This window comes from Streptomyces tagetis, from assembly GCF_018069565.1.
Taxonomy (GTDB): Bacteria; Actinomycetota; Actinomycetes; order Streptomycetales; family Streptomycetaceae; genus Streptomyces; species Streptomyces tagetis.
In genome coordinates this window covers 171,462-184,945 of sequence record NZ_JAGPNL010000001.1, presented here as the reverse complement: position 1 = coordinate 184,945, position 13,484 = coordinate 171,462, and the positions used below count along the sequence as shown (strand labels likewise).

The window sequence follows — 13,484 nt, the reverse complement described above, 5'->3', positions numbered from 1 at the left end:
CGCAGGTCAGGGGGCCGACAGCGCCACCGCCGAGTTGAACCCGCCCTGGCCGCGCGCCAGCACCAGCGCCCGGTGGAGCGGTATCCGGCGCGGGGCGATGACCAGGTCGACGCCGTACTCGTCCTTCGCGCGGGAGACGTTGACCGTCGGCGGGATCACCTGGTCACGCAGCGCCATCAGTGCCGTCGCCACGTCCAGGGGGCCGCTGCCGGCGCCGAGCCGGCCGGTCATCGTCTTGGGTGCCGTGACGGGTACGCCCCGGGGACCGAACGCGGCCGTGAGGGCGGCCGCCTCCTCCCGGTCCAGCCGGGGTGTCCCGGCCGCGTCCGCGAACACCACGTCGACGTCGGACGGCTGCCAGCCGGCCTCGTCGAGGGCCTGTGCGACGGCCCGGCGCAGCCCCGGCTCACGGCCGGAACCGGGCGGCGGGTCGAACGCCGTGCCGTACCCCTCGATCAAGCCGTGCACCCGGGCCCCGCGGGCACGGGCCGCCTCGGTGTCCTCGACGACCAGCAGGGCGCCGCCCTCACCGGCGACATGGCCGTCGGCGCGGGCGTCGAACGGCAGATAGGCGTCGTCCGGGTCCTCTCGGGTACTCATCCGGCCCTGCGCCAGCAGAGCCGTCCAGCTCCAGGGGCACAGGGACCCGTCGACCGCGCCGGTGATCACGGCCCGGGTGCCCTTGCGCAGCAGGCGGCGGGCCGCGGCGAGGGCGTCGAGGCCCCCGGCGCCGTCGGCCACCACGACCCCGCCGGGGCCACGCAGGCCATGCCGGATGGAGATCTGGCCGGTGTTGACGGCGTAGAACCAGGCGAACGACTGGTAGGCGCTGACGTGTCCGCGGCCCTTCGACCAGAGGTTCTCCAGTTCGCGCTGGCCGAACTCGAAGCCGCCGGCGGTGTTGGCCGTGACCACGCCGATGGAGTACTCGGGCAGGGCCGCCGGGTCGAGGGCGGCGTCGGCGAGGGCCCATTCCGCGGCGACCAGCGAGAGTCTGGTCAGTTCGTCCGTCTGCGCCAGCAGCCGGCTGGGCAGTGCGGCGGACGCGTCGAACCCACTGAGCTGGCCGGCCAGGCGCGCGGGGTAGGAAGAGGGGTCGAAGCGCGTGAGACGGCCGAGTCCGCTGCGCCCGCTCAGGGTGGCCGACCAGTAGGCCCGCGCTCCGGCGCCGTTGGCCGCCAGGACCCCCATTCCGGTGACCGCGATCGCCGTCACGCGGCACGCTCCCCGGGACGGGCCACCACCATGGCGCTCTGGAATCCGCCGAACCCGCTGCCGACGGTTAGGACCGTGCGCAGCTCCGCCCGGCGGGGGGTGAGAGGCACGTAGTCGAGGTCGCACTCGGTGTCCGGATGGTGCAGGTTGGCGGTCGGCGGGATGACGCCGTGGCGCAGCGCGAGCACACAGGCGGCGATCTCGATGGCACCGATCGCACCGAGCGAATGGCCCACCATCGACTTGATGGAACTCACGGGCGTCCGGTACGCGTGGTCGCCGAGAGCGGCCTTGAACGCCGCCGTCTCGTGGCGGTCGTTCTGTTTCGTGCCGGAGCCGTGGGCGTTGACGTAGTCGATGGCGGTCGGGGGCGTGCCGGCCTCGGCGAGGGCGCCGCGGATCGCCTCGGCCATCTCCCGGCCGTCGGGCCGCAGACCGGTCATGTGGAAGGCGTTGCACCGGGCGGCGAACCCGGTCAGCTCGGCGAGGATTTCGGCGCCCCGCCGGACCGCGTGGCCGTGCTCCTCCAGGACGAACATCGCCGCGCCCTCGCCGAGCACGAACCCGTTCCGGGTGGCGTCGAAGGGGCGTGAGGCGTGTTCGGGGTCGTCGTTGCGGGGGGTGGTGGCCCTGATGGCGTCGAAGCAGGCGAGGGTGATCGGTGAGATCGGCGCGTCGGTCGCGCCCGCGACCATCACGTCCGCGGCGCCTTCGAGGATCAGCTCGCGGGCGTGGGCCACGGCGTCGAGCCCCGAGGTGCATCCCGTGGACACCACGCTTACGGGCCCCTCGGCCCCGACCCGCCAGGCCACCTCGGCCGCCATGGAACTGGGGACGAAGTGCCCGTACAGGTGGGGCACGGCGTAGGTGTGGTCCACCAGCCAGGCGCGGCCGCCGTCGCTGACGGTCGCGTACTCCCGCTCCAGACTGGTCGTGCAGCCGACGGCGCTGCCGACGGTGACCCCGGTCCGGTGCCGGTCGACGTCGTCGAAGCGCAGTCCGGACCCGGTGACGGCCTCGTCCGTGGCGACGGCGGCGAACTGTGTCGCTCGGTCCATGCGACGGATCTCCTGGGGGGTGAGCCCGTGCAGGACGGGGTCGAAGTCGCACTCGGCGGCCACCTGGGAGCGGAAGGGCGAGGCGTCGCAGAGCGACAGGGCGCGGGTCGCGGTGCGTCCCGAACCGATCAGTTCCCAGAAGGCCTTGGCACCGGTGCCGCCGGGGGCGACCAGTCCCAGGCCGGTGACCACGACACGCCTGCTCATCGGGCCTCCTCATGCGGTTCGGTGAGCGGTTCCCACCACGGCCGGTGCTCGCGGTACCACCGCACGGTCCCGGCGATGCCCTGGTCGAAGGGGATCGCCGGTTCGAAACCGAGCTCGTCCCGGATACGGGTGGCGTCCACGGAGTATCTGCGGTCGTGGCCCTTGCGGTCGGTCACCGGGGTCACCCGGTCCCATTCCGCCCCGCACAGCCGCAGAAGTCGGCCGGTCAGATCCCGGTTGGACAGTTCCGTGCCGCCGATGTTGTAGGCGGCACCGGGCGCGCCCTTCTCCAGGACCAGCTGGACGGCGCGGCAGTGGTCGTTCACGTGGATCCACTCCCGCCGGTGGGCTCCGTCGCCGTACAGCGGAAGCCGGCGGCCGTCCAGCAGGCCCGTCACGAAGCGCGGGATCAGCTTCTCCGGGTGCTGGTAGGGGCCGTAGTTGTTGGCGCAGCGGGTGACAGAGACCTCCAGCCCGTGGGTACGCCAGTAGGCGCGAGCCATCAGGTCGGAGCCGGCTTTGGACGCAGCGTAGGGCGAGTTCGGCAGCAGGGAGTGGTCCTCGGTCCACGATCCCTCGTCGATCGAGCCGTACACCTCGTCGGTGGAGACGTGCACCACCCGCCGCACGCCGGTGCGCAGGCAGCTGTCGAGGAGGGTCTGGGTGCCGACCACGTTGGTGCGGGCGAAGAGCGAGGCGTCCTCGATGGACCGGTCGACGTGGGACTCGGCGGCGAAGTGGACGACGGCGTCGTGCCCGGGCAGCAGGTCCAGCAGGAGCCGGCGGTCGCACACGTCGCCGCGCACCAGGCGCAGCCGCGGGTGGTCCAGGGGCAGGTTGCCGGTGTTGCCGGCGTAGGTCAGCTTGTCGAGGACGGTGAGGCCGGTCGTCTCGTGGCCGAGGACGGATCCGTCGAGCAGCCGGCGGACGAAGTGCGAGCCGATGAAGCCGGCCCCGCCGGTGATCAGGAGTCTCATGCGACCACGTCGACTTCGGTGTGGTCGCCGACCACGATCCGGTGGCGGGCGGCGCCCGCCGGGGTCGTGCCCACCCGGGCGGAGCGTCCGATCACGGATCCGTGGATGCCGTTGACGTCGCGTACGGCCGCGTGGTCGAGCAGGATCGAGTCCGAGATCCCCGCCTCGCTGACCCGGCATCCGGCGCCGACCGAGGTGTGGGGTCCGAGGTAACTGTCCTCGACCACGCAGTCCTCTCCGACGACCAGCGGTCCGCGCAGATGGGAGCGGACGACGCGGGCGCCGGGGGCCACGACGACGGGGCCGAGGGCGGTGCTCGCGGCGTCCACGCTGCCCTCCACGCGGGCCTCGATGCCGTCCAGCAGCAGACGGTTGCCGTCGAGGATGTCGTCGATGCGGCCGGTGTCCTTCCACCAGCCGGTCACCTCGGTGGCCCGTACGTCGTGTCCCTGGTCCACCAGCCACTGGAGGGCGTCGGTGATCTCGCGCTCGCCGCGCGCGCTGGGCTCGATCGCGCGAACGGCCTCGTGGACGAGGGGGGTGAAGAAGTAGGCACCGGTGACCGCGAGGTTGCTGCGGGGCCGACGGGGCTTCTCGCGCAGTGCGTGGACCCGGCCGTCGGGACCGGTCTCGACGATGCCGTACTCCTGCGGGTTGTCGACGGGGGCCACGGCCACCTGGGCGGCGGGGCGGGCGCGCCGGAAGCGGTCGGCCGCGACGGTGATGCCGTCGCCGAACACGTTGTCGCCGAGGTACATGGTGAAGTCGTCGTCGCCGAGGAACTCCCGGGCGATGAGGACGCAGTGGGCCAGGCCGAACGGCGCCTCCTGGTGGATCCACTCGATCCGCAGGCCGAAGCGGCTGCCGTCGCCGACGGCCTGCCGGATCTCCTTCTGCCAGTCGCCGACGACGATGCCGGCCTCGGTGATGCCTGCGTCCCGCACGGCTTCCAGACCATGGAACAGCACGGGCTTGTTCGCGAGTGGGATGAGTTGCTTCGGCATGGCGTGGGTGAGCGGGCGCAGCCGCGTTCCCATGCCGCCCGAAAGGATCAAGGCCTTCAATGGAATTCCTCTTTTCCGTCGCATGATCAGGTAGGGACGTGCGTCCCTGCCTATCGCGCGTGCCTTAGAACCGGCTTGAGCGTGGCTCGAATGCGGGCGACGGTCCGCTTTCTTGAGCGGGCCTTGAGTTGGGCCGCCTATGTTCAGGCACCGTCACCGCCATATCCGTCCGGAATCTAGGAGGAATCGTGAAGCAAAAAGGCCCTGAACTTTACCTGGATTTGATGGAGCGCATTCTCGCCAACGTGATATACGAGGACGCTCCGGTCGGCTGGTACGGGGATCTGGACGGATATGACCGCGCCAGCCGTTCCGCGGGGCGGGATTTGCCCACCACGGCGCACACGATGGTGGGCACGAAGCGCCTGAAAAACGTCCGGTCGTGTGTGGAGCAGGTGCTGCGCGACGGTGTTCCCGGGGATCTCGTCGAGACCGGGGTGTGGCGGGGAGGTGTCTGCATTCTCATGCGCGCGGTGCTGGAGGCGTACGGAGTGCGGGACCGGTGCGTGTGGGTCGCGGACTCCTTCGAGGGCGTGCCGGTCGCGCACTCCGGGAGCCATCCCCTGGATCAGGAGATGGCGCTGCACCGCATCAATCAGGTGCTGAGCGTTCCGCGCGCGGAAGTGGCGGAGAACTTCTCCCGTTACGGACTCCTGGACGATCAGGTCCGGTTCCTGGAGGGCTGGTTCGCCGACACCCTGCCGCACGCCCCCGCCGGGCCGCTGGCCGTGGTGCGGCTGGACGGGGATCTATACGAGTCGACGACGGACGCGCTCACGCATCTGTACCCCCGGCTGTCCCCGGGGGGCTTCGTCATCATCGACGACTACGACATCGAGCCGTGCCGGAAGGCCGTCGAGGAATACCGGGACCGGCACGGGATCGACGAGCCCGTCCAGGACATCGACGGGCACGGCGTCTACTGGCGCCGGGCGGAGCACGGCTGACGGCTCCGTCGCCTCACCGCCGGCCGGTGCCGCCGGTCAGCCGGCCCGGCGGTGCGCCGCCAGTACGGGGGCCTCCTGGAACCGCTCGAGGAGCGAGTCGATCCCGGTGAACTCGGTGCAGTCGAGCGCCGGATCCGCGGTGAGCATCGCCCGGTGCAGCCGCTGGAGCTTCAGCGAGGGCTCCAGGCCGAGTTCGCCGACCATGTGCTCGCGCAGCCTGCGGAACGCCACGAGGGCGTCGGAGCAGCGGCCGGACCGGTAGAGGGAGAGCATGTACTGGGCGTGCAGGTTCTCGTGCATCGCGTACTGGGAGACCACCCCGGCGAGTTCGCCGGGGAGTTCGTGATGCAGCGCCAGCCGGATCTTCGCGTCGTTGCGCTGCATGAGCACCGTCAGCCGGTTCTCCTCCAGCCGCCTGATCTCCGCGTCCAGCAGCGGCCCCACCTGCATGTCGACGAGTGGCGGACCGCTCCACACCTCCATGGCCCGGGTGAGCAGCCGGACGGCTTCCTCGTCGGCTCCGTCGGCGACGACTTTGCGGCCCTCGGCGGCCAGCTGATCGAATTCGTCAATGTCCACTTCTCCCGGCCGGAGATTGAGCTGGTATCCGCCGAATTTTGTCACGAGCGTGCTGCTCGCCACTTCCGAGGACGTGCAGCGAAGGGCCCGGCCGAGCAGTTTCCGCACCTGGAGGACATAGGTCTGCAGGGTGGTCTGCATACTCGCCGGGGGGTTGTCCCCCCAGAGTTCGCGCGCCATGGACGCCGTGGTGACGACATGATTCGCCTGAAGCGCCAATAGGGCGATGATCTTGCGTGGTTTCGGAGCGGTGAGATGCTCGATGAGATTCCCGTCGCGAGACGTCCGTAATATCAGCGGACCGAGGACCCGGATATCCAAACGTATGTCACAGTCGCGGTCGGCGCGCACTGGCCCCCCTTGATTCCGGCGGTCGGATCGCAAGTAGTATCGAGAGACTAGTCACATGAGTCAAGGACACGTCGCCACGACCGTCCCGGGCTGCCGATCTCCCGACCCCTCCCACCTCTACCCGGAGAAAAGCGCCGGTGAGGGTCGGGATCGAGACGAATTCGGGCGGCCGGACCCGTCGCCCGGTCCTGAGATGACCAAGGGTGACGACGGCCCGGCATGTGCCATCGGGAATTGCTGGTGCGCATGCCGGAAACCGCCGAGGAGCAACGCATTCCCCTTCCTTGGCGGCACGTCACTCCGAGTGTCCGAACGGCGGATCGAACCGCATGAAGTGATTCTCATCACTTCGGCACCGCCGGGTGGCACCGCCCCCATCTCCACCGCTCCTCAAGCGGATCCCCAGCCCACCCGCCGAAGATCCTGGGCGAACCGCTCGCCCTCACCAGCCGGGAGACCTCCATGACCCAAGACCGCGCGCCCGCCGTGGACCGCCGGCAACTGCTCACCATGATGTCCGCCGTGCGCCGGACCGGTGTACTGCGAGCGGGTGTCGACCTCAAGGTGTTCGACGCCCTGGCCGACGGCCCCGCCGACGCCGACGCGGTGGCCGCGGCCTGTGCGGCAGACCCCCGCGGCACCCGCGTCCTGCTCAACGCCCTGGCCGCGATGGGGCTGCTGGAGACCGACGGAGACCTCTACTCCCTGGCCCCCGGCGCCGACAGCGTCCTCGTCAGTACCCACCCCGAGTACTACGGCGACGCCGTCCGGCTGGCCGCCAGCGACTACGAGTGGGACGCGATCAAACGGCTCGGCGACGCCGTACGCAACGGCGGCACCGTCATGGAGATGAACGCCGAGACCCCCTCGTACACCTTCTGGGAGGACTTCGCCGCCCTCGGCACCCTCAACACTCAGCCCGTCGCCGACCTCGTCGCCGGTGAACTGCTGCCCTGGCCCGACCTCACCCGGGACGAGGTGAGGATCCTGGACGTCGCCTGCGGCCACGGCTTCTACGGCTACACCCTGGCCCGCAACGAGCCGCGCGCCCAGGTCTGGTCCCTCGACTGGCCCAACGTCCTCACCGTCACCGAGGCCAACGCCCGCCGCCTCGGCGTGCACGGCCGGGCGCACTTCATCCCCGGCGACATGTTCGACGCCCCCCTGGACGGCCCGTACGACATCGTGATCGTCGCCAACGTGCTGCACCACTTCTCCACGGAGCGGGCCACCGGGCTGCTGCGCCGCATGGCAAACGCCCTGCGGCCCGGCGGCAAGCTGGTGGCCATCGCCATCAGCACCGACGGCGGCCGCCCGGCCGACGACCCGGTCCCGCACCTCTTCTCCGCCCTGATGCTCGCCTGGACCTCCGAGGGGCAGGTCCACCCGATCTCCGCGTACGAGGACATGGTGACCGCCGCCGGCTTCAGCCGGCCCAAGCTCCGCACCCTCCCCCACAACCCGCTGCGCGTGCTGACAGCGGACCGGCTCTGAGAAGCGCCATGGAGATCGTCGGTCGGGGCTTCCTCGCCAGGAACCTCACGCCGCTCGCCGCGGCCCACCCCTCGGCCGTCGTCTTCGCGGCGGGCGTCTCCAGCGCCCACAGCACCTCGGAGACCGGCTTCGCCCGCGAGGCCGCGCTCCTGTACGACGTCCTCGACCGCTGCCGGGCGCGCGGCAGGAAGCTGGTGTACTTCTCCACCTGCGGCGGCGGCCTGTACGGGACGGGTGACGGGCCCAGCCTGGAGTCCGGACCCGTCTTCCCGACGACGCCCTACGGCCGGCACAAGCTCGCCATGGAAGGTGTCCTGCGGTCCTCGGGCGTGGACGCCCTGGTCCTGCGGCTCGCCTACACCGTGGGACGGGAACAGCGCGGCCACCAGCTCGTCCCCTCGCTGCTGCGGCAGATCCGCTCCGGCACGGTCCGCGTCCACCGCGACGCCCGGCGCGACCTGGTGCACGTGGACGACGTGGTGGCCGTCGTCGACGCCCTCCTGTGCCGGGACACCAGGAACGAGGTCGTGAACGTCGCCTCGGGGTTCGCCGTACCGGTCGAGGACATCGTCGCCCACCTCGAGTCCCGCCTGGGCACCAAGGCCGAACGCGACTATGCCGACGTGACCGACGACCACGCCGTCTCCAACGCCAAGCTCCTGCGCCTGCTGCCCCCGGCCGCCCGGCCCGGCTTCCACGCCGACTACTACCGCAGCGTCATCGACAGATACCTCGACGGACCGACGGACGCTCCCCCGACGAAAGGCATGCCATGACCGTGCTCGACCACACCGCCGACCCCACGTCGGTGGCGCGCTCCCTGCTCGGCCTGAACACCGCCTACTTCCAGGCGAAGGCGCTGCAGAGCGCCGTGGAACTGGGCCTGTTCGACGTGCTCGCCGAGCAGCCCGCCACCACCGACGCCCTCTGCTCCCGGCTCGGCCTGCACCCCGGCCGGGCCGCCGACTTCCTCGACGCGCTGGTCGGCCTCGGGCTGCTGGAACGCAAGGACGGCGAGTACGCCAACCACCCCGGCACCGCCGAGTTCCTGGTGTCCGGCGGTCCCCGCTACCTCGGCGACAGCATCGCCCAGCACGCGCGGCTCCACTACCGCAACTGGGGCTCCCTCACCCAGGTCCTCACCGGCGGGCCCGCCGAAGGCCACAAGGACTTCCGCAAGGACTTCGAGAACCTGGACAACGTGCGGCGTCTGATGGGCCACATGGACGTCTTCAACAGCTTCGTCGCCCACGAGCTGGACCGCCTCGTCGACTGGAGCCGCCACTCCACCTTCCTGGACGTCGGCGGTGCCCGCGGCAACGTAGCCGCCCATCTGGTGCGCACCCACGGCCACCTCACCGGTGGGGTCTTCGACCTGCCGGCCGTGAAGCCCCTCTTCGACGAGCACATGGCGGCGCTCGGCACCGCGTCCAAGGTCCGCTTCACCGCGGGGGACTTCTTCGCCGACCCGCTGCCCCCCGCCGACGCCGTGATCCTCGGGCACGTCCTGCACGACTGGCCGCCGGCCGCGCGCCAGAAGCTTCTGGAGCGCGTCCACGACGCGATGCGGCCGGGCGGCATCGTCGTGGTGTACGACGCGATGCTCGACGACGAGCGCGACGACGCCAGGTCCCTGCTCCAGAGCCTGAACTGCTCCATCATGCGCGACGGCGGTTCCGAGTACACGGTCGCCGAGTGCCGCGGCTACGTGGAGCGCGCCGGTTTCCGCTTCGAGTCCGCCGAGCGGATCGAGAGCCTGACCGGCGACCGCGTCCTCATCGCCGGCAAGCCTTCCTGACCCGCGGCCGATCGGCCCTCCCCCAACGGAGGCTTCACCATGCGCGTACTGCTCACCACCGCGGCCTGGCCGTCCCACTACCTGTTCATGGTGCCCCTCGCCTGGGCGCTGCGCGCCGAAGGGCACGAGGTGCGCGTGGCGGCCCAGCCGCATGTCGTGGACGCCGTCCTGAAGTCGGGGCTCACAGCCGTCCCGGTGGGACCCGATCTCGACTTCGCCGCCCTGCACCGCAAGTTCGTCGCGGAGACCGACCCCGCGCAGTACCGGACGCGGGACGCGATCATCACCATCTTCCACCGTGTCGCCGAGATGATGACGCCCGACCTCGTCCGCTTCGCACAGGCCTGGCAGCCCCAGCTCGTCGTCCGCGACCCCGTCGCCTTCGCGGCCTCCGTCGCCGCCGAGGCGGTCGGCGCGCCCTTGGTTCGCCACGCCTGGGGACCGGACCTGTACGGCACCGCGCCGGGCCAGTGGCTCGCCCACCACGTCCTCGACCGGCTCGGGCCGACGTACACGCTGCACGGCGTCACACCGCCCGCCACGCTCGACCGGCTCACCGTCGACCCGACGCCGCCAAGTCTGCGCATCAAGGTTCCCGGCACCTCGTTGCCCATGGCCTACGTGCCCTACAACGGGCCGGGTGTGGTGCCGTCCTGGGCGCTGGAGCCGCCGGCCCGGCCGCGGGTCTGCGTCACCTGGGGCACCTTCACCTCCACCGCCACGGACGAGCCGGAGATGTTCCTGGTGCCGAGGATCCTCGACGCGCTCGACGGACTCGGCGTCGAACCGGTGCTCGCCGTGACCGCGGCCGAACGGGAGCTGCTCGGCGAGGTGGGCGAGCGGGCCACGGTGGTGCAGGACCTGCCCATCCACACCGTGCTGGCCGGGTGCTCGGCGGTCGTCCACCACGGCGGTGCGACCACCGTGCTGAGCGCCGCCCGTTTCGGCGTCCCGCAGCTCACCATCCCGCACCTGTTCGAGCAGCGGCTCAACTCCGACCTTCTGGAGGCGGCCGGGGCCTGCGTCCAGCTGAAGCCCGACCAGGCCGACGTGGCCGGGATCCGCGCCGCCGTGACCGACCTGATCGCCGACGACTCGCCGTACGCCGTGGCCTCACGCCGGCTGCGCGACGAGATCGAGGCCATGCCGCCGCTGTCCGAGGTGGTCGGCCGGCTGGAAGAGACGGCCCGTTCCGGCGCGCTCGCCGTGGCCGACGAGTGAGGAGGCAGCACGTCATGGACTACGACGTCGTCGTGGCGGGCGGCGGGCCCGTCGGCCTGCTGCTCGGCTGCGAACTTCGCCGCGCGGGCGTGCGTGTGCTGGTGGCCGACCGGCTCCTGGAACCGGCCGGCCACGACCGCGCGGGGGTTCTGCACACACGCACCGTCGAGTACCTCGACACGCGCGGTCTGCTCGACCGTTTCTCGGAGGGCATGTCCACTGTCACCGGCCTGCCCTTCGCGGGCATGTTCGGCCGCGGCCTCGACCACGGGCTGCTCGACACCCGGCACCGGTACAGCCTTCTCGTTCCTCAGTCGCGTACCGAGGAGATCCTCGCCGAACACGCCACCGAGCTGGACGTCCCCATCCACCGCGGTCGCGAGGTGACCGCGGTGCGGCAGGACGACGACGGCGTGGACGTCCGGCTGGCCGGCCCCGAGGGCGAACGCACCGTGCGCGCCGCCTATCTGGTGGGCTGCGACGGTGGTCGCAGCACCGTCCGCCGGCTCGCCGGCATCGGCTTCCCCGGACACGGCGCCCGCGTCAGCGCCCTGATCGGTTACGTCACCACGACCGAGAAGGACGTACCGCGCCGCTGGCAGCGCACCCCGCACGGGATCGTCGTCCTGGCGTTCCCTCCGGAGGGCGGAGTCGGCCGTGTCGTGGTCGTCGAGTACGACCGCCCGCACCCGTCACCGGCCCGGCCGGTCACCCTCGACGAGCTGAGCGCCGGCGTGCGCCGGGTCTACGGGCGCGAGCTGGACCTGCGGGAGCCGGTCCTGTGGATGTCCCGGTTCAGTGACGCCACCCGTCAGGCCGAGACGTACCGCCAGGGCCGAATGTTCCTCGCCGGGGACGCCGCGCACGTGCACTTCCCGATCGGGGGGCAAGGGCTGAACACCGGCTTCCACGACGCGATGAACCTCGGCTGGAAACTGGCCGCGCAGGTCGCCGGCTGGGCACCGCCCGGGCTTCTCGACACCTACCACGAGGAACGGCACCGCGCCGGCCGCAGAATGCTCCAGCTCACCCGTGCGCAGCTCGCGCTGATGAACCCCGACGAACAGCATGTCACCGCGTTGCGGGAGCTGTTCGAGGAGCTGCTGGCTCTGCCGGACACGAACCGTCTGCTCACCGCGGCGCTCAACGGCCTTGACCTGCGTTACGGGGCGGAGAAGGACGGCACGGAGGAGGGCGGCGCAGACGACGTCCACCCGCTGCTGGGTCTGTTCGCACCGGATCTCGACCTGGAGGTGGACGGCGCCCCGACCCGTACGGCCGAGCTGCTGCGCTCCGGACGCGGGCTGCTGCTCGACCTGACCGCCCACGGCGGCCCCGCCCGCACGGCCGCGCCCTGGGCCGACCGCGTCGACGGTGTCGCCGCCCGCCCTGCCGGGCCGGATCCGGCGCCCGCGGCCGCCCTGCTGGTCCGGCCGGACGGTCATGTCGCCTGGGTGGCGGGGGACACCCGCCCGGACGGGCGGGCGCCCGAGGACGGGCTGACCGAGGCGCTGACCCGCTGGTTCGGCCCCAAGGACTGGAGGTAGCACCGCGATGGAACACCGGCATCTCGGCCACAGTGGACTGCGGATCAGCGAGATCGTCTTCGGCAACCTGCTCTATCCGGACGACAGCACACCCGACGAGACCGTACTCTCCTGTCTGCGCGCGGCGCTGGACTGCGGCATCACCACGTTCGACACGGCCGACATCTACGGCATGGGCCGGTCCGAGTCGCTGCTCGGCCGGGCGCTGGCCGGCTCGCCCCGGGAGAGCGTCGTCATCTGCACCAAGGTGTTCTTCCCGACCGGCGCGGGCCCCAACGGCTCGGGCCTGTCCCGCAAACACGTGCGGGAGGCGATCGACGCTTCGCTGCGGCGCCTGGGCACGGACTACGTCGACCTCTACACGGCCCACCGCTACGACCCGCAGACCCCGCTGGAGGAGACCATGACCGCCTTCGCGGACCTGGTCCGCGCCGGCAAGGTCCTCTACCTGGGCGTGTCCGAGTGGACCGCCGAGCAGATCCGGGAGGCCGCCGCGCTCGCCGGGGAGCTGCGGGTCCAGCTCGTCTACCACATGCCCCAGTACTCGGCCCTCTGGCGCGCACCCGAGAGCGAGGTCGTGCCGGTCTGTGAACCGCTGGGCATCAGCCAGATCCCCTACTTCACCCTCGCCCAGGGGGTCCTGACGGGGAAGTACGCCCCGGGGGCACCGCCGCCCCCGGACTCCCGGGCCGACACCGGACTCGTCGGCGGACGGGCCGCCTTCATGCGGCGCATGCTGACCGACGACGTCCTGGAGCGGGTGCGGCAGCTGGAGCCACTCGCCAAGGAAACGGGGCTGACGACGGCTCAGCTCTCCCTCGCCTGGCTGCTGCACCGCCCGAACGTGGCGGGCGCGGTCGTCGGCGCGTCCCGGGCCGAGCAGGTGCGGGAGAACGCGGGGGCGTCCGGCGTACAGATGGACGCCGGCCTGCTCGCATGCGTCGACGACATCCTCACCCCTGTGGCCGTCCACAGCTCCGCGACCTGAAGCGGCCCGCAGCGGCCGCAACCACTCCGGCGGACGCC

General features: G+C 71.5%; 12 protein-coding genes. 7 read left to right on the top strand and 5 right to left on the bottom strand.

Features of this window, described 5'->3' with window-relative positions:
• Window positions 1-6 precede the first annotated feature (6 nt).
• The 4 genes from J5Y05_RS00795 to J5Y05_RS00780 are packed head-to-tail and all read right to left on the bottom strand — an operon-like array spanning window position 7 to window position 4,545.
• Window positions 7-1,215, bottom strand: coding sequence for a ketosynthase chain-length factor (locus tag J5Y05_RS00795; protein WP_210867765.1), 1,209 nt, complete (start codon window positions 1,213-1,215; stop codon window positions 7-9).
• The gene (locus J5Y05_RS00790; RefSeq protein WP_210867764.1) at window positions 1,212-2,480 is read right to left on the bottom strand and encodes a beta-ketoacyl-[acyl-carrier-protein] synthase family protein; all 1,269 of its coding nucleotides are present in this window, start codon (window positions 2,478-2,480) and stop codon (window positions 1,212-1,214) included. Before J5Y05_RS00790 ends, J5Y05_RS00795 begins: the two co-directional genes overlap by 4 nt.
• Entirely contained in the window at window positions 2,477-3,457 is a 981-nt protein-coding gene (rfbB, locus tag J5Y05_RS00785; RefSeq protein WP_210867763.1) for a dTDP-glucose 4,6-dehydratase, read from the bottom strand. The genes J5Y05_RS00790 and rfbB overlap by 4 nt, the downstream gene beginning before the upstream one ends.
• Window positions 3,454-4,545: a glucose-1-phosphate thymidylyltransferase gene (locus tag J5Y05_RS00780; RefSeq protein ID WP_372450447.1), complete on the bottom strand. Its 1,092-nt coding sequence runs from the start codon at window positions 4,543-4,545 to the stop codon at window positions 3,454-3,456. Before J5Y05_RS00780 ends, rfbB begins: the two co-directional genes overlap by 4 nt.
• A 200-nt stretch (window positions 4,546-4,745) precedes the next feature.
• On the opposite strand from J5Y05_RS00780, the gene J5Y05_RS00775 reads away from it, so the two are divergent.
• On the top strand, window positions 4,746-5,468 hold the full coding sequence (locus tag J5Y05_RS00775) for a TylF/MycF/NovP-related O-methyltransferase (protein WP_210867761.1): 723 nt from the start codon (window positions 4,746-4,748) through the stop codon (window positions 5,466-5,468).
• A gap of 36 nt (window positions 5,469-5,504) precedes the next feature.
• Here J5Y05_RS00775 and J5Y05_RS00770 read toward each other — a convergent pair whose 3' ends face one another.
• The gene (locus J5Y05_RS00770; protein ID WP_210869586.1) at window positions 5,505-6,368 is read right to left on the bottom strand and encodes an AfsR/SARP family transcriptional regulator; all 864 of its coding nucleotides are present in this window, start codon (window positions 6,366-6,368) and stop codon (window positions 5,505-5,507) included.
• A 492-nt stretch (window positions 6,369-6,860) separates the two neighbouring features.
• Here J5Y05_RS00770 and J5Y05_RS00765 point away from each other — a divergent pair, with 492 nt between their 5' ends.
• Genes J5Y05_RS00765 through J5Y05_RS00740 form a run of 6 tightly spaced genes read left to right on the top strand, consistent with a single transcriptional unit; the run spans window position 6,861 to window position 13,446 of the window.
• Window positions 6,861-7,892, top strand: coding sequence for a class I SAM-dependent methyltransferase (locus J5Y05_RS00765; protein ID WP_210867760.1), 1,032 nt, complete (start codon window positions 6,861-6,863; stop codon window positions 7,890-7,892).
• 8 nt (window positions 7,893-7,900) lie between these two features.
• Window positions 7,901-8,668, top strand: coding sequence for an NAD-dependent epimerase/dehydratase family protein (locus J5Y05_RS00760; protein WP_210867759.1), 768 nt, complete (start codon window positions 7,901-7,903; stop codon window positions 8,666-8,668).
• Entirely contained in the window at window positions 8,665-9,690 is a 1,026-nt protein-coding gene (locus J5Y05_RS00755) for a methyltransferase (RefSeq protein WP_210867758.1), read from the top strand. Before J5Y05_RS00760 ends, J5Y05_RS00755 begins: the two co-directional genes overlap by 4 nt.
• A gap of 39 nt (window positions 9,691-9,729) precedes the next feature.
• Complete coding sequence (locus tag J5Y05_RS00750; protein ID WP_210867757.1) at window positions 9,730-10,911, top strand: nucleotide disphospho-sugar-binding domain-containing protein; 1,182 nt, start codon at window positions 9,730-9,732, stop codon at window positions 10,909-10,911.
• Window positions 10,912-10,925: 14 nt separating this feature from the next.
• A complete protein-coding gene (locus J5Y05_RS00745) occupies window positions 10,926-12,458 on the top strand; it encodes an FAD-dependent monooxygenase (protein ID WP_210867756.1) in 1,533 nt (510 codons plus the stop codon).
• Between the two features lie 7 nt (window positions 12,459-12,465).
• Window positions 12,466-13,446 carry an aldo/keto reductase family protein gene (locus J5Y05_RS00740; RefSeq protein ID WP_210867755.1) on the top strand — a complete coding sequence of 327 codons (981 nt, stop codon included), beginning with the start codon at window positions 12,466-12,468 and terminating at the stop codon, window positions 13,444-13,446.
• Window positions 13,447-13,484 lie beyond the last annotated feature (38 nt).